Below are 21,548 nucleotides of genomic sequence, written 5' to 3' on the forward strand. Positions count from 1 at the left end.
GGGACCGTAAAAGGGGACAGATTTATTTTCTCTCTGCTAAATAAATCTGTCCCCTTTTCTGGTCCCCTTTTCTGGTCGTCCCCTTTTCTGGTCCCCTTTTCTGCTTTTCTGATAGCCCCCTTTTCTAGGACTCTGCAGGCTCAAGTCCCACGACCACGGCACGCGCACGCAGATGCGAAAACACCCCGGCGGGCACCTCCATTGCTTCCGTCTTCACCCTTTTCAGCGTATTCGCATCGTAGATGTCCAGCCGGCCTGCATCCGCGCCCGCGCTCTGGTCACCGCCGCCCCTGGCGCTGATATACAGGTACTCGCCCCGCGCGGTGTACTCCGGAAAATGCGAATAACCGGTGGTACCTCCGACCATCAGGCTCTTGACGACAGTCAGCGTGTCCTTGTCGATGAACTGGATCATGTTCGCACTCGAGTCGGTACCCACGATATCGACCACGATATAAGGAGCCCGCGGATGGGCAGCCGGCGATTCGGTGGGCCCCAGGACCGGAATGCGTTTGACGACCTCGAAGGTATTCATGTCAAACACGGTCACTTCATACGGCTTGCAGGCACGCGAACCGATATTGGTACCGATGCCCAGGAAGCGGTCATGCTGCCGCACCACCGCTCCCGAACCGAGATGTGGCTGGCACCCGGCCGGGATCTTTTTGACAATACTCTTGCTGGCCAGATCGATGACGGTGTTGACATCGTCATCGTACGAGGACACGAGGAGATGACGGCCATCCGGCGAGAGAAACGCATCGTGCAGGTGCCGCCCCACATCGGTGATCGGGGTGACGGGCATATCGGGTTGAGCCAGATCCACGATCCACACCTGGCCGGCCTGTTCGAGGGCGATGGCAAAATAGTCCGCAAACGGAGTGCCGGTGATCATCCCCGAATCCGCCTCGACCATCTTGCCATCCGGATCGATGCCGCGCAGTTCCATCAGCTTGACCGGTTCCAGGGTATCGGCATCGAGGATGACCGCCGTATTCGGCACGTAGGAACCCGCGGCGAGGTATTTTCCGTCGCGTGATACTGCAAGCGAGGTGCCGTTCAATCCAGCCCGGATCTTGCGCACCACTTGCAACGAATACAGATCAACCTTGTGGATGTAGCCGATATCGTCGCGAACATACGCCCAGCGATCCTGCCTGGGGTGAAAATCCATCAGATGCGGTGCGAAGCCGGTCGGCACCTCACCAACCTTCCGGTTGTTCCTGCCGTCGAAGAAAACAACCTTGGCTTGATCCCCGACGGCGAATCGGCCGCGTGACATGACGGCCATCAGATCATCGATATCCTGGATCGGGTAGACGGGTTTCTCGGGCAAGGTCGACTCATCGGCAACCAACACGACCAGCGACTTCCGTATATCGCCCATGCCCCAGGACATGGTTTTCCGGGGCTGTTTCGTGATCAGCGCAGCGAGCAAACCCCGCTGCCGCGCCGACAGGATCCGGGGCCAGGTCGGATGCTGCGGCATCAAGGTCGTCGCACTGCCTATTTCTATCCTGGAATCAACCTCGGCCTCGCCAAGTGTGGTTTGATCACTGTTCAACGCTGGCCCGATGTATCCACCACGATCCGCTCCATGGCAGACCGCGCAATGGTCGGCATACAGTTGTTCAGCTTCCTCAAAATCCTCCGCCACCGCCACATCCGGGATTCCCAGCCATGCTGCCATCGCTAGAACGGCGGCCGAGACGCGACAGGTATCGCGTATGGATACACTCATTCATATCTCCTTGCTTGCACTCGCAAGGAAAACAACCCTTCGAGCCACAAACGCATCATCTCACCGTCACCGGACTCCGTCCATGCAGGGTGCTCCATACGCGATGCGGGCGGGGATGCGCGGCAGGATTGTGCCCTGCGCGGATTTCATCCAGAGCCTCGATACCGACAGCCTGCACCTACCGGAAACGTTGATGCACGTAACAAGCTGGGCGAAATGGTGCCGTTCGCGCCACGCACGGTGCCGAAGCGAGTACTCGTGACCGCCGAGCACGGGTTGAAACCAATCGTCGCGCCAAAAACAAAAGGAGCCTTGCGGCTCCTTTTGTTTTACGTTTGCGCAGCAGTGATTACTCGCCGCCGGAAGCGTCTTCGCTCACTTCCTTCATGCTGAGCTTGATGCGCCCGCGCGGATCGACATCCAGCACCTTTACCCGCACCTGCTGGCCTTCGCTCAGCACGTCGGTAACGTTCTCGATGCGCTGGTTCGCGATCTGCGAAATGTGCACCAGGCCATCCTTGCCCGGCATGATCGTCACGAACGCGCCAAAATCGACGATGCGCGCCACGGTGCCGGTATAGGTCTCGCCGACCTTGGCTTCCGCGGTGATCGCCTCGACACGTGCCAGGGCGGCATCACGCGACTCCGCATTCTCGCCGTAGATACGCACCGTGCCATCGTCGGAAATATCGATCGAGGCACCGGTCTCTTCGGTGATGCTGCGAATGGTCGCGCCGCCCTTGCCGATCACATCGCGTATCTTGTCGGTATCGATGCGGATCATGACCATCTGCGGCGCATTGTCGGAAACGCTGGGCCGCGATTCGGTGATTGCACGGCTCATCTCGCCGAGGATGTGCAGGCGCGCATGACGGGCCTGATCGAGGGCGGCTTCCATGATTTCTTCGGTGATGCCCTGGATCTTGATATCCATCTGCAACGCAGTCACGCCCTCGGCGGTTCCGGCAACCTTGAAATCCATGTCGCCGAGATGATCCTCGTCTCCGAGAATATCGGTGATCACGGCAAACTTGTTGCCTTCCTTGACCAGCCCCATCGCGATGCCGGCAACCGGTGCCCGCAGCGGAATGCCCGCATCCATCATTGCGAGGCTTGCACCGCACACGGTGGCCATCGAGCTCGACCCGTTTGATTCGGTGACCTCCGAAACCACCCGTATGCTGTACGGGAAATCGTCCATCGAAGGCAGCACTGCAGCCACGCCGCGACGGGCAAGTTTCCCGTGACCAATCTCGCGGCGTCCCGGCCCGGCTATGCGACCCGTCTCGCCCACCGAGTAAGGAGGGAAGTTGTAGTGCAGCATGAACGGGTCCTTGTACTCGCCATGCAGCGCATCGATGATCTGGGCATCGCGGGCGGTACCCAGCGTCGCAACCACTATGGCCTGTGTTTCGCCGCGGGTGAAGATCGCCGAACCATGCACGCGAGGCAGGAAACCGACCTCGGCCACGATGGGACGCACGGTTTTCAGATCACGTCCATCGATACGGGGCTTGCCATTGACGATGCGCTCACGCACGATTTTCTTCTCGAGCTTGGCAAACGCATTCGCAACTTCTTCCGCGCTGACCGCACCGCCTTCGACTGCGATCGCCACAACTGCCGCCTGGCGCAGATCGTTGACCCGGTCATAGCGGGCCTGCTTCTCGATGATCCGGTAAGCCTCGCCGATGTCATGACCGAATTGCTCGCGCAGCTGATCGGCAAGCGTGGCATGTTCCTGACTGGCTTCGAGCTCCCAGCGTGGCTTGCCGGTCTCCGCGGCCAGCTCGGTGATCGCCTTGATCACGACCTGCATTTCCTGGTGCGCATACAGCACCGCACCAAGCATCTGGTCTTCGGTGAGTTCCTGTGCCTCGGACTCGACCATGAGCACCGCGTCTGCGGTTCCGGCGACCACCATGTTCAGCGCCGAAGTATCGAGCTGTGCGTAATTGGGGTTCAGCACATAACCCTTGTCGGCCATGAAACCAACACGTGCAGCACCGATCGGGCCATCAAAGGGAATACCGGAAATGGAAAGGGCGGCCGAAGTGCCAATCAGCGCGGCGATATCCGGATCGCCACTCTTGTCGGTCGACAGCACCGTGCAGATTACCTGCACTTCATTGCGGAACCCTTTCGGGAACAGCGGACGGATCGGGCGATCGATCAGCCGCGACGTCAGCGTTTCCTTCTCCGACAGCCGGCCTTCACGCTTGAAGAAGCCGCCGGGGATCTTGCCCGCCGCAAAGGTCTTCTCGATGTAGTGCACCGAAAGCGGGAAGAAGCTCTGTCCCGCCTTGGCTTTCTTGTCGGCAACAACCGTGACCAGCACGGTTGTTTGGTCGACGGTGACCAGCACCGCGCCGGTCGCCTGACGTGCCACACGGCCAGTCTCCAGCGTGACGCTATGGTCACCGTATTTGAACGTTTTTCTTACGGGGTTCACAAAAAATCCTCCACATTCGACCGGCGATTGCGCCGATCCATGATATTTCTGCCTGATCGACCGATCGGGCAATTAACGACGCAGACCAAGCCGACTGATCAGGCTTGCATAACGCTGGGCGTCTTTTCGCTTCAGGTAATCGAGCAATTTGCGACGCTGGTTCACCATGCGAATGAGGCCACGCCGCGAGTGGTGGTCCTTCTTGTGCGCGCCAAAATGCCCCTGTAACTTGTCGATATTCGCGCTCAGCAGCGCAACCTGTACCTCGGGGGATCCGGTATCAGCTTCCGCGGTCTGATACTCCTTGACGATCTTGCCCTTTTCCTCTGCATTCAACGACATCGTGTAGTCCTCACTTTAATGAATATGCCGATGGCGGAAGTTGCCGCCGTTACCAGAATCCTGGCCGCGCATATTTGCAGCCGGATCGCTCCCTCTGCTCCTTCGCCGGTGCTCACCGTCGCAGGACCATGTCTCAATGACGCGCCCCGGGGGCCGTCATCATCATTCTGCGCGGTGCCACCCGACGGCCTTCGACCATCTCGCCGACACCACGGAACTCGCCGTTCTCGGCGAGCACCCTGACCAGACCCTGCGCCGGAGCCTGCGCCACCATCACCGCCTGCCCCTGCGACAGGTAGTAGCAACTCGACTCCGCGACGCGCACTTCCGGCAGATGCCCAACCGCGCTTTCCGGGGAAAGCAGCAACGCATCGAGCGCCTCGAAGGCACGTTCGTCGCGCAGCCGCTCGAGCTGTTCCAGCGTGACCGACTGCTCGTCACTGAACGGGCCCGAGGCGCTGCGGTGCAACGCCGTCACATGCCCGCCGCATCCAAGTGCATTGCCGATATCCTCGGCCAGGGTACGCACATAGGTACCCTTGCTGGCACGCACCCGGATGGCAAGGCTGGCGCGCTCGCCGGCCACGAATCCAAGCCGCTCCAGCTCGTAAATCACTACGGGCCGCGCTGCGCGCTCCACCGTTTCACCCTTGCGTGCCAGCTCATAAAGCGGTACACCATCGCGCTTGAGCGCGGAATACATCGGCGGCACCTGCTCGATGCTGCCGCGAAAACGCTCCAGCACTTCGTCCACCACCGCAAGTTCGAGCACCGCGGCGCTGCGTTCGGCAATGATACGACCGTCCGCATCTGCCGTATCCGTTGTCACCCCGAGGCAGATCGTGGTGACATATTCCTTGTCCGCGCCGAGCAGGAACTGCGACATCTTGGTCGCCTCCCCGAAACACAACGGCAGCACCCCGGTTGCCAGCGGATCGAGGCTGCCGGTGTGGCCGGCCTTGGCCGCGAAATAGATGCTCTTGGCCCGCTGCAACACCGCGTTCGAGGTCAACCCCGCGGGTTTGTTGACCACCAGGATGCCATCGACGCGCCGTGCCTGCCTGCGCCTCGTCAATCGACGCTCCCGGTGCCATCCGGCTCATCATCGCCAGCGTGCCTGTCGGCATCTTCGGCCAGCGCACGGTCGATCAAATCCGACAACTTGCGCCCCTGGACCACGCCGACGTCATAGACAAACCGCAATTTCGGTACCGCCCGCATGCGCGCCTCGCGCGACAGCAACGTGCGCAGAAAGCCCGCGGCCTTGTTCAGGACTTCCAGTTCCTCGCTCGCGTCCTGTGCGGAGTCCTTGTCCATGAAGGTGACAAACACTTTCGCATAGGCCAGATCCCGGCTGACCTCGACCTCGTTCACGCTCACCATGCCGATGCGTGGATCGCGCACCTCGTTCTGGATGAAGCGCGCGAGCTCCTGGCGCAGATAATCCGCAACCCGTTCCTTGCGACCAAACTCGCGTGCCATGCCCTACTCCACCAGCCACGCCATCACAGCGTCCTGGCGACCTCGCGAACGCTGTAGACCTCGATCTTGTCGCCAACTTTCACGTCGTTGTAATTGCGCACGCCGATACCGCACTCGAATCCGTTGCGCACTTCGGCCACGTCGTCCTTGAAGCGTCGCAGCGATTCGAGCTCGCCCTCGAATATCACCACATCATCGCGCAACACGCGGATCGGCTTGTTCCGATACAGCGTACCCTCGATCACCATGCAGCCGGCAACCGTGCCGAACTTCGGTGAGCGGAAGGTATCGCGGACTTCGGCAACACCGAGGATCTCCTCGCGCCGCTCCGGCTGCAGCATGCCACCAAGCGCTTTCTTCACATCGTCGATGAGGTCGTAGATCACGCTGTAGTAGCGCAGATCGACACCCTCGCGCTCGACGGCGCGCCGCGCCGCCGAGTCGGCGCGCACGTTGAATCCGAATATCACCGCACTGGTGGTGATCGCGAGATTCACATCCGTTTCCGTGATGCCTCCAACCGCGCCGGCCACCACATTGACGCTGACTTCCTCGTTGCCAAGATCTCCGAGTGCCGACTGGATCGCCTCGAGCGAACCGCGCACATCGGCCTTGACCATGACGTTGAGGACGCGTACTTCCTTTCCCAGATCGGTGAACATCGTGTCGAGCCGCGAGGCCTGGCGATGGGCAAGCTTCGACTGGCGGCGCTTGATTTCGCGCGATGCAGCAAGCTCGCGTGCCTGACGCTCCGTCTCCAGCACCACGAATGTATCGCCCGCATCCGGAGTGCCGTCGAGGCCGAGGATCTCGACCGGAATCGACGGACCGGCTTCCACAATCGGTTTGCCGTTCTCGTCGAGCATCGCCCGCACCCGTCCGACAAAGGTTCCCGCCAGCACGATCTGGCCAGCCTTGAGCACCCCACGCTGGACCAGCAGCGAAGCCACCGATCCGCGGCCCTTGTCGAGGCGCGATTCGATCACCAAGCCGGCAGCAGCAACGTCTCTGGGCGCCTTGAGCTCCAGCACCTCCGCCTGCAGCAGGATCGCGTCGAGCAGGGTGTCGATGCCTTGTCCGCTGTGCGCCGACACCTCGGCAAACTGCGTATCGCCACCCCATTTCTCGGAAATGACACCGCGTGAGGACAGTTCGCTCTTGACCCGCTCGGGGTCGGCGCCTTCCTTGTCCATCTTGTTGATTGCAACCACCAGCGGCACACCGGCGGCGCGCGCGTGCAGGATCGCCTCTTCGGTCTGCGGCATCACGCCGTCATCAGCCGCCACCACCAATACGACGATATCGGTACTCCTGGCACCACGGGCACGCATCGCGGTAAACGCGGCATGGCCCGGAGTGTCCAGGAATGTGACCATTCCATGGCCGGTCTCGACATGATAGGCGCCGATGTGCTGGGTGATGCCACCCGCCTCTCCGCTGGCGACGCGCGTTTCGCGAATGTAATCGAGCAGCGAGGTCTTGCCATGATCGACGTGGCCCATCACGGTCACCACCGGTGCGCGCGGCTCGGGCGTACCCTCGATGACGCTCTGCGCCTCGAGCAGGCCTTCGGCCTCGTCCTCGCGCACCAGCTTGACGGTATGACCGAGTTCCTCGACGACCAGCGTTGCCGTTTCCTGGTCGAGCGGTTGATTGATGGTCGCCATGACCCCGAGCTTCATCAACTCGCGGATTACGGAAGACGCCTTGACCGACATCTTCTGGGCCAACTCTCCGACGGTTATCGATTCGGATATCGCTACTTCGTATACCATTTTGTCCGTCGGCAACTCGAAGCCGTGTTTGAGATGTTCGGCATGATTGGGTCGTAAATCACGGTTCTTGCGCTCACGACGCAATGCCGCGGCTTCCGCGGCTTCGGCATCCGATTCGGACAGCGGGATCGCACGCGGCTTGAGCAGTGCACCATCACGGTCCCAGGAAGTCTTGACGCCTTTCTTGCGCGGCTTGTCGTCATCCAACGCGGGCTCACCGCGGCGACGGCCTTTGGCGGGTTTGCCGTCCTTCGCGGATTTCGGGCCAAGCGGACCGGCAGGCTTGGCCGCCGGTTCATCGGTACGCGCACGCGCCGGAGGCTCGGTTCGCTTGCGCGCCTCATCTTCTTCCTTCTGTTTCTTGGCCTTGGCGAGCGCTTCGCGCCGGCTACGCTCCTCGGCTTCCTTTTCCTTGCGGCGGGTGGCCGCAGCCTGGCGCAGCAATTCGGGATCGATATATTTCTTGTCGTCGCGGCGCGGTGCCTCCAGCGGCGCCGGTTCGTCGACCTGCGGTTCGGGCTCTGGCAGTTCCGGCTCTTCGCCTGCGGTCTCCTCGAGCGGCGCATCGGCCTGTACTTCCAGCCGGGCCTCTTCAGCCTCTAATTCGGGGACATCGACAAGTTCCTGCTCTTCCTCGATCTGCTCGCCCTGGTCGTCGGCGTCACGCTTGACATAAGTGCGCTTCTTGCGGATTTCGACATTGACCGTGCGCCGCCCGGCCGAGGCGGTCTTGAGCTTGGTGATAGTGCGTCGCTTGAGCGTGATGCGTTGCGGCGCGTCCGACTCCTCGCCATGGCTGGTACGCAGATGTGACAGCAGCACCTGTTTGTCCTCGTCGGACACGACCTGCTCTGCCTTCTTGTGCACGAGGCCTGCTTCTTTCATCTGCTGCAGCAAATGCTCGACGGAGACGTTGACCGACTTCGCAAGCTCCGCAACCGTTACTTCAGCCATCAAAACTTCTCCCGCGTGGACCCGCTCAAAATACCAGGCTCCGCTGCTCGCTCATTCCATGGACTCGAACCAGGGCGCGCGCGCCGTGAGGATCAACTCTCCGGCCCGCTTGGCATCCATGCCCTCGATACCCATCAAATCCTCGACCGCCTGCTCGGCGAGATCCTCCATCGTGACAACCCCGATGCTCGCCAGCTGGAATGCCAGGTGCTTGTCCATGCCTTCCATGTTGAGCAGATCCTCGGCCGGCTCGCTCGCATCGAGACGCTCCTCGGAGGCAATTGCCTGCGTAAGCAGCGCGTCCTTTGCCCGCGCCCGTAATTCCTCGGCGGTTTCCTTGTCGAAACCCTCGATCGACATCATTTCCTCGAGCGGAACGTAGGCAATTTCCTCGAGCGTCGTGAATCCTTCCTCGACCAGCACGAATGCCACGTCCTCATCGACGTCCAGCGCTTCCATGAAACGGGCAATCGTGGTTCCGGACTCCTGCTCCTGCTTGGCCTGCGCGTCCTCGAGGCTCATCACGTTGATATTCCAGCCGGTCAGCTGACTGGCGAGACGCACGTTCTGTCCGCTGCGGCCAATCGCCTGCGCCAGATTGTCTTCGGCGACCGCCACGTCCATGGTACTGGTGTCTTCATCGACGACGATCGACTCGACCTCCGCCGGCGCCATCGCATTGATCACCAGCTGCGCAGGATTGTCGTCCCACAGGATGATGTCGACACGCTCGCCGTCGAGCTCGTTGGATACCGCCTGCACACGCGAGCCGCGCATGCCGACGCAGGCCCCGACCGGATCGATGCGTCCGTCATTGGTCTTTACCGCGATCTTGGCACGCAGCCCCGGATCGCGCGCCGCGCCGCGAATCTCGATCACCTGTTCGGCGATTTCGGGAACCTCGATCTTGAACAATTCGATCAGCATTTCAGGACAGGTTCGGCTCATGATCAACTGCGGTCCGCGCGCATCGGGCTGAATTTCCTTGAGTACCGCACGAATACGGTCCCCGACACGGAAAGTCTCGCGCCCGACCAGATTGTCGCGCGCCAGCACGCCTTCGGCGTTGTTGCCCAGGTCAACGATCACCACGTCACGAGTGACTTTCTTGACACTGCCCCCGAGCAGTTCGCCAACGCGGTCACGGTACTGGTCGACGATCTGCGCCCGTTCGGCCTCGCGCACCTTCTGTACGATGACCTGCTTGGCGGTCTGCGCCGCAATACGCCCGAACTCGACGTTTTCGACCTGCTCCTCGTAGACGTCACCTACCTGAAGTGCGGGATCCTTCTCGGCCGCCTCTTCGGTCGTGAACTCCGTGCCAAGCAGCGCAAGCTCGTCATCACCAACGACTTTCCAGCGACGGAAGGTGGTGTAGTCACCCGATTCGCGGTCGATTACAACCCGGATCTCGGACTCCTCGTCGTAACGCTTTTTAGTGGCGGTTGCCAGGGCAAGTTCGATTGCCTCGAAAATGATCTCGGGCGAAACGCCCTTCTCATTCGAGACCACCGCAGCCACTTGCAGGATTTCCTTGTTCATCCATTACTCCAAAAACAATACAGCGCTCGCCGCTTTCGGCTCAATCGCTCTCGATTGCCAGGTTCGCTTTCTTGATCGCCGCAAGCGGCAGCCTCAAGCACGTCTCCGCGGAGACTTCGATTTCCAGTCCTTCCGCATCTGCCGCCAGCAGGCGACCGCTGCAATTGCGCTTGCCCTGCACCGGGTAGGCAAGCTTCACCTTGACGCGCTCGCCGATGTAACGGCGGAACTGCGCTTCGCTGAACAATGGCCGGTCCCAGCCCGGTGATGACACCTCCAGCGTGTAGGCGCCGTGAAACGGATCCGCCACATCGAGCGCCGCGCTCGCCTGCCGGCTTGCAGTTGCGCAGTCTTCGACCGTGATGCCTTCATCGTGGTCGATATAGATCCGCAACAGCGAATGGCGTCCGTGCGCCACCAGCTCGACACCCCACAGCTCGTAACCCAGCGCTTCGATTACCGGCGCCAGCAGCTGCTGCAGTTCAACCACCCGCGCCGACACGTCGCTTTGTCCCGCTCCAAAAACAAAAAATGGGCACATAGCCCATCTAACAAAAAGCCCCACGAGGGGGCTTTCCTTGATCCTGCGCCCGCGGTGTACGCCCTCAAGGCTCAACCGCTCAAACCAGGACACAAAAATGGTAGCGGGGGCCGGATTTGAACCAACGACCTTCGGGTTATGAGCCCGACGAGCTACCAGACTGCTCCACCCCGCAACAACAAACCGCTTTGACCCGGTCCCTTCAAAAAGGACCGCAAGTATATTGACATACGCTTTGGGTGGTCAACCCTGCAGAATGCCAAAACTGCCGCTAAATCACCCTGCAAATATCCAGGATGGTGCCCAAGGCCGGACTTGAACCGGCACGGCTTACGCCACTACCCCCTCAAGATAGCGTGTCTACCAATTCCACCACTTGGGCTCTTTCCCGAAACACTCTGCAATCACTTCCCTGCCGGAATATCCTCCACCACACCCGCAGCCGCCGGCTCTGCTCCTGCAGGCGCCGCAGTTGGCACATCTGCCGCAAGCGACGGTATCGTCTGCGCAGCGGGCGCCGGCACCACGGGCAAATCACGCGACTCGACCGCCGCCGGAATCGGGATATCGCCATCGCGCGCCGCTTCGGCCTTGTGCCTGGCAATCACCGCCATGCTCACGCTGGCGATGAAGAACAGGGTTGCGAGTATCGCGGTCCCGCGCGTCAGCGCATTGCTGCTGCCTCCCGATCCAAACACGGTCTGCGACGCGCCGGCACCGAAAGAGGCTCCCGCGTCGGCACCTTTACCCTGTTGCAGCAGAATCAGGCCGATCATCCCGACCGACAACAGCACATAAGCAACCAGCAGTATCTGTTCCATCACTTTCCTTCCGCCGCCACGCAGATGGCTGCAAATTCTTCTGCCTTGAGGGCAGCTCCACCAATCAGTCCGCCGTCGATATCCGGGGCCGCAAACAGCGCGCGCGCATTGGCGCCGTTTACACTGCCGCCGTACAGAATCCTGACCGCATCCGCCAGCACAGGATCCGCATCCCGCAGCAGCGCTCGCAGGTGCGCATGCATTTCCTGCGCAAGCTCCGGCGTCGCAGTACGACCCGTGCCAATGGCCCACACCGGCTCGTAAGCCAGCACCACGCGCAGCATTTCCTCACGCTCGATCTTCCCGAGCACCTGTCCGAGTTGTCGTCCAACCACCGCAACGGCGTCTCCCGCCTCGCGCTCGGCCTCGGTCTCGCCCACGCACACGATGGGCTGCAATCCTTCACGCAGCGCCGCAACGGCTTTGTCCGCAACGAGCAGATCGCTCTCGCCGCAAAGCTGGCGGCGCTCCGAATGGCCCACGATCACGTAGGTACATCCGCAATCGCGCAACATCGCTCCCGCGACATCGCCGGTGAACGCTCCCTCCACCGCCGGGTGAATATCCTGGGCACCGAGACAGATCGTCGAGCCCCGCAGCAGTCCGGCCACCAGATCCAGGTATGGGTAGGGCGGGCAGACAACGACTTCGGCGTCCCCGCCGATATGGTAACGGCGCAGCGCAGCGAACAGATCGCCTGCCATGGCACGCGACCCGTTCATCTTCCAGTTACCGGCCACCAGCGGTCGTCGCACGGCTACTCCATGCAAAAACGGGCGCCGATCTTAACCAAGACCTTCCACACATACAAGGAAGCGCGCCGGTTTTTATTCATGCGGCCGACGAGCGCACCACTTCGGCGAGTGTCCGGGCCTGCTGCTCGACCAGCGCGGCGTCCTCGCCTTCCACCATGACCCGTATCACCGGTTCGGTGCCCGACGCACGCAACAACACCCGCCCACGGCTGCCGAGCGCGATCTCGGCAGCCTGCAGTGCGCTGGCGATCCGGGAATCCGTGGCGAGCTCCAGTGCGCGTCCAACCTCCACGTTGATCATCGTCTGGGGAAACTTCCTGACCCGGGTGCGCAATGCCCGCAGACTCGCTCCACTGGCCAGCATCGCGGCCAGGACTTTCAGCGCGGAGACGATCCCATCGCCGGTCGTGGTCACATCGGCGCATATGATATGACCCGACGACTCACCCCCCAGGCGCCAGCCCTTCTGTTCCATCATCTCGAGCACGTAGCGGTCACCGACGCGTGCACGCGCAAACGGAATCCCGAGATCACGCAGCGCGATTTCCATGCCGAGATTGCTCATGAGCGTGCCCACCACTCCGGTGCATGCGCCGCTGCGGCGTAGTTGTTCGGCCGCAATGATAAACAGCAATTCATCGCCATCGACCACCTCGCCACGGTCATCGACACAGATCAGGCGGTCGCCATCGCCGTCGAGCGCGATGCCGAGATCGGCACCGTGCTCGAGTACCGCTGCGGCCATCGTGCCGGGCGAGGTCGAACCACAGCCGAGGTTGATATTGAACCCGTTTGGCTCGACACCGAACTCGATGACCGTTGCCCCCAGCTCCGCGAGCACCGCCGGTGCCACCTGGTAGGTCGCGCCATGACCACAGTCCACCACGATGCGCAGCCCGTCCAGGTTGGACTCGAGCGGAAATGTACTCTTGCAATATTCGATATAACGCCCTGCGGCATCCGCCATGCGTGTCACCTTGCCGAGCCTGCTGGAATCATTGGTCCGCATCGGGCTCTGCATCTCGTCTTCGATCTGTCTCTCGATGTCGTCCGCAAGCTTGGTGCCGCGCGAGGAAAAGAACTTGATGCCGTTATCGTCGAAGGGATTGTGCGAGGCGCTTATCACTATGCCCGCGGCCGCATGAAAGGTGCGGGTCAGATAAGCCACGGCGGGCGTCGGCATCGGCCCGAGCAGCGATACGTCCAGCCCCGCCGCCACCAGGCCCGCCTCCAGCGCCGACTCGAACATATAGCCCGAAATGCGGGTGTCCTTGCCTATGATCACGAGGTTGCGTGTTTTCTTGCTGGTACCGCTGCGCGCCAGCACCCGCCCCGCTGCCCAGCCGAGCTTCAGAATGAAATCCGGTGTGATCGGTTCCACGCCGACCTTGCCGCGGATACCGTCCGTACCAAAAAATTTTCTGCTCATGCCCCGCTCCAGCCGTCCCTGGTTGCCGCAACCATCGCCAGTGCATCGCAGGTCGCTGCCACATCGTGGGTGCGCACCAGTCTTGCCCCGGCTGCTGCAGCAAGTGTAGCCAGTGCCAGCCCGCCTGCCAGGCGCCGCGCCACCGGGCGCCGCAGTACATCGCCGATCACGGATTTCCGCGAAACCCCGATCAGCAGGGGATAACCGGGTTCGAGCAGAGTTTTCAGGCCCCGAAACAAGCTCAGGTTGTGGTCAAGCGTCTTGCCGAACCCGAAGCCCGGGTCGAGCACCAGGCGCTCATGCGCAATGCCCGCTCCGGCGCATGCGGCGACGCGATCGAGCAGGAAATCGCGCACCTCGGCGAGCACATCGCCATACTCGGGTGCTTGCTGCATGGTGCGCGGCTCGCCCTGCATGTGCATCAGGCACACCGCCAGCCCACCCGCAGCCACGACCTGCAGCGCACCGGGGCGCCTCAGCGCCCGCACGTCGTTGATCATCCCGGCACCGAGCGCCGCGACTTCGCGCATCACGCGCGGTGAACTGGTATCGACCGAGATGACGATATCGACGCGTGCGGCGATAGCCTCGACCACCGGCGCCACGCGCTCGAGTTCCTGCTGCTCATCGACCGCAGTTGCCCCGGGGCGGGTAGATTCCCCTCCCACATCGACGATCAGTGCGCCCTGCCTGCGCATCGCGCATGCCTTGCGCAGTACGCGCTCCAGATCGGGTTTGCTGGCGCAAAAAAGACGCCCGCCATCGGAAAAGGAATCGGGCGTGATATTGAGAATGCCCATGACCGCGGGTCGAGACAGATCGAGTTCGCGGCTACCGCAACGCAGCACCGCGCTCGCCATGTGCGCTGGAGACCGAGCGCTCATGCCAATACTTCAATGCTCTCCCGCAGGTCCGCCAATGGTCCCGCCATGCGCATCACCATCGGCGATATCGCCGCTCTTGCCACCTTGCGGCGCACCGGGTGGACGTCCACCGCTGTCGCTCCAGTCCGCGGGCGGATCAGGCTGGCGTCCCGCCATGATCTGATCGATCTGGCCGATGTCCAGGGTTTCGTACTGGATCAGCGCCTCGGCCATCGCATGCAACTTGTCGATGTTGTCTACCAGCAGCTTGCGGGCGGTCCCGTAACTCTCGTCGATGATGCGGCGGACTTCCTCATCGATTTTTTTCGCGGTTTCGTCGGAGCGGTGCCTGGCGCTCATTGCCGCGGAGCGACCGAGAAACACCTCCTCCTGCCCCTCGTCGTACATCAGCGGGCCGAGCCGCTCCGACAGACCCCACTTGGTGACCATGTTGCGGGCGATCTCGGTAGCACGCTGGATATCGTTGGTAGCGCCCGTGGTGATGCCGTCCGGACCAAGAATCAGTTCCTCCGCGATGCGCCCTCCGAACAGGCTGCAGATATGGCTCGAGAGCGAGCGACGGCTGTGCGAGTAACGATCCTCCACCGGCAGGAACATGGTCACGCCGAGCGCACGTCCGCGCGGGATGATGCTGACCTTGTAGACCGGGTCATGCTCGGGCACCAGGCGCCCGACGATAGTGTGTCCGGCTTCATGGTAAGCCGTGTTGCGCTTCTCTTTTTCCGACATGACCATCGATTTGCGCTCCGCGCCCATCATGATCTTGTCCTTGGCGAGATCGAACTCATGCATCGACACGGTGCGACGATTTGAGCGGGCGGCAAACAACGCGGCTTCGTTCACCAGGTTGGCGAGATCCGCCCCCGAAAAGCCGGGAGAGCCACGCGCAATCACGGACGGATTCACATCGTCGGCCAGCGGCACCTTGCGCATGTGCACCTTCAGGATCTGCTCGCGACCGCGGATATCCGGTAGTCCGACCACCACCTGGCGATCGAACCGGCCCGGGCGCAACAGCGCGGGATCGAGCACGTCGGGACGGTTGGTCGCGGCGATCACTATCACACCATCGTTGGGCTCGAAACCGTCCATCTCGACCAGCAACTGGTTCAGTGTCTGTTCGCGTTCATCGTGTCCACCACCCAGACCGGCGCCACGATGGCGCCCCACGGCATCGATCTCGTCGATGAAGATGATGCACGGCGCCTGCTTCTTGGCCTGCTCGAACATGTCGCGCACCCGCGAGGCGCCCACACCGACAAACATCTCGACAAAATCGGAACCGGAAATCGAAAAGAACGGCACCTTGGCCTCACCCGCAATGGCCTTGGCCAGCAACGTCTTGCCGGTGCCAGGCGGACCCACCATCAATACGCCGCGCGGGATCCGACCGCCGAGCTTCTGGAACCTGGTTGGATCACGCAGGAATTCGACCAGTTCCTGCACGTCTTCCTTGGCCTCTTCCACTCCCGCCACATCGGCGAAGGTGGTCTTGATCTGGTCTTCGCTCAGCAGCCGGGCCTTGCTCTTGCCAAAACTCATCGGGCCACCGCGACCGCCCGCACCGCCCTGCATCTGGCGCATGAAGAACATGAACACCGCGATGATGATCAGGATCGGGAACGAGGCCACCAGCAACTGTGACCACAGGCTCTGCTGCTCCGGCTTGCGACCCTCGACCACCACGTTGTTGTCGAGCAGATCGCCCATCAGGCCGGAATCATTGACCTGGGGACGCACGGTTTCGAAGGCGCGTCCGTCCTGACGCTCGCCCACGATCAACAGCCCGTCGATAACGACCTTGCGCACCCGCTCCTGCTGCACCTCGTGCAAAAAATCGGTGTAATTGAGTTGCTCGCGCTGCGGCTGCATGTTGAAGTTCTGGAAAACCATCAGCAGCACCGCCGCGATGATCAGCCACAACAACAGGTTTTTCGCCATATCGTTCAAGACAATGTCCTCGCTGCCCGACACGCGGGCGTACTCACCCACTTTACTACAGATGCCGAGGTCCCGGTCATTTGATCGGACTCAGCCGCGAAAATCCTTCGCCACTACATATACTTCCCGCGAGCGGCCACGCGAGGCATCGGGTTTGCGCGTCAGCACGCTGCCAAAGGCGCTGCGCAGCGCCCGGATATAATCATCGAAACCCTCGCCGTGAAACACCTTGCAGACGAATTTTCCTCCGGGTTTCAATACCTTGGAGGCAAAATCGAGGGCAATCTCGGCGAGATGCATGGCGCGCGGCTGATCCACATCCCTGATGCCACTCATATTGGGGGCCATGTCCGAAATTACAAGGTCGGCACGCCGCTCGCACAACTCGCCGAGCACCCGCCCCAGCACCTCGTCTTCGGTGAAATCGCCCTCGACAAAGGCCACGTCCGCGAGCGCATCCATCGGCAGGATATCGGAGGCCACCACCCGGCCTTCGGGTCCCACCAGTTGCGCCGCCACCTGGCTCCAGCCCCCCGGCGCCGCGCCGAGATCGACTACCAGGTCGCCACGGCGGATCAGCCGGTCGCTGCGCTGCAGCTCCAGCAACTTGTAACTGGCGCGCGAACGGTAACCGTCAATGCGCGAACGCTGCACGTAGGCATCCTTGTGGTGCTCCTGCAGCCAGCGGCTGCTGCTTTTCGAACGCGCCATCAATCGATTACCGCAAACAATGTACGCTCAACGCGCACCCATGGATTCCGTTCGTTCGGCTACAATCGCGCCATCTGCAACGGGAGCATCACACCATACCATGGCGCTGGATCCGGAAAACAAGAAACGCCTGCGTGGTATCGGCCACGCGCTGCACCCGCTGGTTACCGTGGCCGGAAAGGGTCTGAGCGAGTCGGTGTGCCTGGAGGCCGAGCGCGCATTGCATGACCACGAGTTGATCAAGATCCGCTTCGCGCTACCCGATCGCAACGCGCGTCGCGCACTGGCAGCCGAGTTGATCGACAAGCTCGGCGCAGAACTGGTGCAGGAGATCGGCAAGGTGATCCTGATCTATCGCCGCAACCCGAAGGCACATCCCAAGCTTAGCAATCTGCGTCTGTAATCGCTGATTGCCGGCCTGCAAGCCGGCCGGCCACCAGGTGGTTACAGGTGAAGCACCTCGACGATCTCGTACTCGGTTTCACCGGCCGGCGTACGCACCACCACGATATCGCCGACTTCCTTGCCGACCAGCGCGCGTGACATGGGCGAGGTCACGGAAATCTTGTTGTCTTTGACCGATGCCTCGTCCTCACCCACGATCTGGTAGCGCAACTTTTCGTCGGTCTCGAGATTCAGGATCGCGACGGTCGCGCCAAAGATCACTCGCCCCGAGTAAGTGATCGACTTGATATCGATGATCTGGGCCGCCGAAAGCCTGGCTTCGATATCGCTGATCCGTCCTTCGGCAAAACTCTGCTGCTCGCGCGCCGCGTGGTACTCGGCATTCTCCTTGAGATCACCGTGCTCGCGCGCCTCGGCGATCGCCTTGCTGATGCGTGGCCGGTCCACGCGCTTGAGTTGATCCAGTTCCGCGCGCAATCGCTCCGCGCCCTCGACAGTCATTGGTACACGCGTAACCATCAGACGAGCTCCCTGTGTATTTCCTGCAGGCACCGCACGCTCACATCCGGCCCGTGGCGCAATGCCATGCAGACCGCCTCGCCGCCGGCGAGGGTGGTCGTGTAATAGACATCGTGGGCCTGCGCGCTGCTGCGGATGGCCGAGGAATCCGCAATCGCCTGGCGTCCTTCGGTGGTGTTGATGATCAGCTGGATACGGTCGTTCTTGATCATGTCGACGATATGCGGGCGCCCTTCGAGCACCTTGTTCACGACCTCGACCGCGATTCCTGCCGCCTCGATCCCCGCCGCCGTGCCGCGCGTCGCGACAATACTGAAACCCATCGCGACGAGTTCACGTGCCACACCCACGATACCGGGCTTGTCGGCATCACGCACGCTGAGAAAAGCCAGGCCACTGCAGGGAATGTTCTCGCCGGCTGCCACCTGTGCCTTGGCGAAAGCCTCGGCAAAGGTGGCGCCGACGCCCATGACCTCACCGGTGGATTTCATTTCCGGCCCGAGGATCGGGTCGATGCCCGGGAACTTGTTGAACGGAAACACCGATTCCTTCACGTTGAACAGGCTCGCCAGCGGTTCCTCGGTGAACTGCTGCGCCGCAAGCGATTGCCCGACCATGCAGCGCGCAGCTATTTTTGCCAGCGAGCGGCCGATGCACTTGGATACGAACGGCACGGTACGCGAAGCCCGCGGATTGACTTCAATCACGTAGACCTTGCCGTCCTGCCAGGCGAGTTGCACGTTCATGAGCCCCACCACGTCGAGTTCGCGCGCCATGCGTGCGACGATCTCCTTCATTTCAGCCTGAACCTCGACGGGGAGGCTGTAGGGCGGCAGGGAGCAGGCCGAATCACCGGAATGGATGCCGGCCTGTTCGATATGCTGCATGATCGCGCCGATCACCACCGTCTCGCCGTCGCAAACCGCATCGATATCGACTTCGACGGCGGCGCGCAGGAACAGATCCAGCAGAATCGGCGAATCCTCCGAGACCTTCACGGCCTCGCGCATATAGGCGCGCAGTTCCTCGGCCCGGTAAACGATCTCCATCGCACGCCCGCCAAGCACATAGGACGGCCGCACGACCAGCGGATAACCGATCCGCTGCGCGGCAATTTCGGCCTCGTCCGCAGAGCGCACGATCGCGTTGGCAGGCTGGCGCAGGCCGAGCTTCTCGATCATCTGCTGGAAGCGCTCGCGATCCTCGGCGCGGTCGATCGCATCTGGCGTGGTGCCGATGATCGGAACGCCGGCCGCCTCGAGCGCACGAGCCAGCTTGAGCGGGGTCTGCCCCCCAAACTGCACGATCACGCCCTTCGGCTTCTCGATATGCACGATCTCGAGCACGTCCTCGAGCGTGACCGGCTCGAAATACAGACGATCCGAGGTGTCATAGTCGGTGGACACCGTCTCGGGATTGCAGTTGACCATGATGGTTTCGTAGCCATCCTCGCGCATCGCCAGCGCCGCGTGCACGCAGCAGTAATCGAATTCAATGCCCTGGCCGATACGGTTCGGTCCGCCGCCAAGCACCATGATCTTGTCCTGCTCGCCCGGTGCCGCCTCGCATTCCTCTTCGTAGGTCGAATACATGTAGGCAGTCGCGGAGGCAAATTCGCCGGCACAAGTATCGACCCGCTTGTACACCGGGCGGATCCCAAGCTGATGACGCCGCTCGCGCATGCTCTGCTCGCTCACGCCGAGCAGATCGGCCAGCCGGCGATCGGAAAATCCCTTGCGCTTGAGACGCCGCAACTGCCCGCAATCGAGTGCCGCCGGCACCAGCCCTTCCAGCGCCGCCTCCTCGCGAACCAGGTCCTCGATCTGCACCAGGAACCAGCGATCGATCGAAGACAATTCGTGCATTTCCTCGAGCGTGAAACCAGCGCGAAAACCATCGGCCAGGTACCACAGCCGCGAGGCACCGGGATTGCGGATATCGCCGCGCAGGCGCGCAACAGCCTCCTCGTCGAATGCCTCGACGTGCGGCTCGAATCCCGCCGAGCCTACCTCCAGACCGCGCATTGCTTTCTGCAACGATTCCTGGAAGGTGCGCCCGATAGCCATCACCTCGCCTACCGACTTCATCTGGGTGGTCAGACGCGCATCGGCCGTGGCAAATTTCTCGAAGGTGAACCGCGGCACCTTGGTGACCACGTAATCGATCGAGGGCTCGAAGGAAGCCGGCGTCGCGCCACCGGTGATATCGTTCTGCAGCTCATCGAGCGTGTAACCGACCGCGAGCTTGGCGGCAATACGCGCGATCGGAAAGCCGGTGGCCTTCGAGGCGAGCGCCGAGGAACGCGATACGCGCGGGTTCATCTCGATCACGATCAGGCGTCCGTCGGCCGGGTTGACCGCAAACTGCACGTTCGAGCCGCCGGTCTCGACACCGATCTCGCGCAGCACCGCGATCGATGCGTTGCGCATGATCTGGTACTCCTTGTCGGTCAGCGTCTGTGCCGGCGCCACCGTGATCGAGTCGCCGGTGTGCACACCCATCGGGTCGAAGTTCTCGATGGAGCACACGATGATGCAGTTGTCCTTGCGATCGCGGACCACTTCCATCTCGAACTCTTTCCAGCCGATCAGCGACTCATCGATCAGCAGTTCCTTGGTCGGCGACAGGAAGAAGCCACGCTCGCAGATTTCCTCGAACTCCTCCCGGTTGTAGGCAATACCGCCGCCCGAGCCACCCATTGTGAATGACGGGCGGATAATGCATGGAAAGCCGATGCCATCGACCACCTGCAACGCTTCCTCCATGCTGTGCGCGATCGCCGAGCGCGGCGTCTCGAGCCCGATCGCGCGCATCGCACGGTCGAATTTCTGGCGATCCTCGGCCTTGTCGATGGCATCGCGCGTGGCACCGATCAGCTGCACGCCGAATTTCTCGAGAATACCCTCGCGCGCCAGATCGAGCGCACAATTGAGCGCGGTCTGCCCACCCATGGTCGGCAACAGTGCGTCCGGGCGCTCCTTCTCGATGATGCTCGCGATCGACTGCCAGTTCACCGGCTCGATATAGGTCGCGTCCGCCATCGCCGGATCGGTCATGATGGTGGCAGGATTGGAATTGACCAGCACCACCCGGAAGCCTTCCTCGCGCAGCGCCTTGCAGGCCTGGGCGCCGGAGTAATCGAACTCGCAGGCCTGCCCGATCACGATCGGCCCCGCCCCGATGATCAGGATGGAATAGATGTCGGTGCGTTTTGGCATCAATAGTCCTGCGTCAAGAGTTGGATGAGCCGCCGA

At 61.9% G+C, this 21,548-nt stretch carries 17 protein-coding genes and 2 tRNA genes; 1 reads left to right on the forward strand and 18 read right to left on the reverse strand.

The window, feature by feature from the left end:
- Positions 1-124: 124 nt before the first annotated feature.
- From IPF49_07965 to rlmE, 16 genes are all read right to left on the reverse strand, one after another.
- On the reverse strand, positions 125-1,690 hold the full coding sequence (locus tag IPF49_07965; protein ID MBK6287549.1) for a cytochrome C: 1,566 nt from the start codon (positions 1,688-1,690) through the stop codon (positions 125-127).
- Positions 1,691-2,090: 400 nt separating this feature from the next.
- Positions 2,091-4,193, reverse strand: a complete 2,103-nt coding sequence (pnp, locus tag IPF49_07970; protein ID MBK6287550.1) for a polyribonucleotide nucleotidyltransferase — start codon at positions 4,191-4,193, stop codon at positions 2,091-2,093.
- Between the two features lie 72 nt (positions 4,194-4,265).
- A complete protein-coding gene (rpsO, locus tag IPF49_07975; GenBank protein MBK6287551.1) occupies positions 4,266-4,535 on the reverse strand; it encodes a 30S ribosomal protein S15 in 270 nt (89 codons plus the stop codon).
- 133 nt (positions 4,536-4,668) lie between these two features.
- Positions 4,669-5,610, reverse strand: coding sequence for a tRNA pseudouridine(55) synthase TruB (gene truB, locus IPF49_07980; GenBank protein MBK6287552.1), 942 nt, complete (start codon positions 5,608-5,610; stop codon positions 4,669-4,671).
- Positions 5,607-6,017, reverse strand: coding sequence for a 30S ribosome-binding factor RbfA (gene rbfA / locus IPF49_07985; GenBank protein ID MBK6287553.1), 411 nt, complete (start codon positions 6,015-6,017; stop codon positions 5,607-5,609). Before rbfA ends, truB begins: the two co-directional genes overlap by 4 nt.
- A 23-nt stretch (positions 6,018-6,040) precedes the next feature.
- Positions 6,041-8,746: a translation initiation factor IF-2 gene (gene infB, locus IPF49_07990; GenBank protein ID MBK6287554.1), complete on the reverse strand. Its 2,706-nt coding sequence runs from the start codon at positions 8,744-8,746 to the stop codon at positions 6,041-6,043.
- Between the two features lie 51 nt (positions 8,747-8,797).
- Entirely contained in the window at positions 8,798-10,288 is a 1,491-nt protein-coding gene (nusA, locus tag IPF49_07995) for a transcription termination/antitermination protein NusA (protein ID MBK6287555.1), read from the reverse strand.
- Between the two features lie 40 nt (positions 10,289-10,328).
- Positions 10,329-10,790, reverse strand: a complete 462-nt coding sequence (rimP, locus tag IPF49_08000; protein MBK6287556.1) for a ribosome maturation factor RimP — start codon at positions 10,788-10,790, stop codon at positions 10,329-10,331.
- A gap of 137 nt (positions 10,791-10,927) precedes the next feature.
- Positions 10,928-11,004: transfer RNA gene (locus tag IPF49_08005), tRNA-Met, on the reverse strand.
- Between the two features lie 122 nt (positions 11,005-11,126).
- Positions 11,127-11,211: transfer RNA gene (locus IPF49_08010), tRNA-Leu, on the reverse strand.
- A gap of 22 nt (positions 11,212-11,233) precedes the next feature.
- The gene (secG, locus tag IPF49_08015) at positions 11,234-11,650 is read right to left on the reverse strand and encodes a preprotein translocase subunit SecG (GenBank protein ID MBK6287557.1); all 417 of its coding nucleotides are present in this window, start codon (positions 11,648-11,650) and stop codon (positions 11,234-11,236) included.
- On the reverse strand, positions 11,650-12,405 hold the full coding sequence (locus tag IPF49_08020; protein ID MBK6287558.1) for a triose-phosphate isomerase: 756 nt from the start codon (positions 12,403-12,405) through the stop codon (positions 11,650-11,652). The genes secG and IPF49_08020 overlap by 1 nt, the downstream gene beginning before the upstream one ends.
- Positions 12,406-12,481: 76 nt before the next feature.
- The gene (gene glmM / locus IPF49_08025) at positions 12,482-13,834 is read right to left on the reverse strand and encodes a phosphoglucosamine mutase (GenBank protein MBK6287559.1); all 1,353 of its coding nucleotides are present in this window, start codon (positions 13,832-13,834) and stop codon (positions 12,482-12,484) included.
- On the reverse strand, positions 13,831-14,694 hold the full coding sequence (folP, locus tag IPF49_08030) for a dihydropteroate synthase (GenBank protein ID MBK6287560.1): 864 nt from the start codon (positions 14,692-14,694) through the stop codon (positions 13,831-13,833). Before folP ends, glmM begins: the two co-directional genes overlap by 4 nt.
- A 33-nt stretch (positions 14,695-14,727) precedes the next feature.
- A complete protein-coding gene (ftsH, locus tag IPF49_08035) occupies positions 14,728-16,659 on the reverse strand; it encodes an ATP-dependent zinc metalloprotease FtsH (GenBank protein ID MBK6287561.1) in 1,932 nt (643 codons plus the stop codon).
- Between the two features lie 90 nt (positions 16,660-16,749).
- Positions 16,750-17,370 carry a 23S rRNA (uridine(2552)-2'-O)-methyltransferase RlmE gene (gene rlmE, locus IPF49_08040; GenBank protein ID MBK6287562.1) on the reverse strand — a complete coding sequence of 207 codons (621 nt, stop codon included), beginning with the start codon at positions 17,368-17,370 and terminating at the stop codon, positions 16,750-16,752.
- Between the two features lie 100 nt (positions 17,371-17,470).
- Between rlmE and IPF49_08045 the strand changes: the two genes are divergently transcribed.
- Complete coding sequence (locus IPF49_08045) at positions 17,471-17,773, forward strand: YhbY family RNA-binding protein (GenBank protein ID MBK6287563.1); 303 nt, start codon at positions 17,471-17,473, stop codon at positions 17,771-17,773.
- 41 nt (positions 17,774-17,814) lie between these two features.
- Here IPF49_08045 and greA read toward each other — a convergent pair whose 3' ends face one another.
- A complete protein-coding gene (greA, locus tag IPF49_08050) occupies positions 17,815-18,294 on the reverse strand; it encodes a transcription elongation factor GreA (GenBank protein ID MBK6287564.1) in 480 nt (159 codons plus the stop codon).
- Entirely contained in the window at positions 18,294-21,512 is a 3,219-nt protein-coding gene (gene carB / locus IPF49_08055) for a carbamoyl-phosphate synthase large subunit (GenBank protein MBK6287565.1), read from the reverse strand. Before carB ends, greA begins: the two co-directional genes overlap by 1 nt.
- Positions 21,513-21,548 lie beyond the last annotated feature (36 nt).

Source organism: Gammaproteobacteria bacterium, from assembly GCA_016705365.1.
Lineage (GTDB): Bacteria > Pseudomonadota > Gammaproteobacteria > Pseudomonadales > UBA5518 > UBA5518.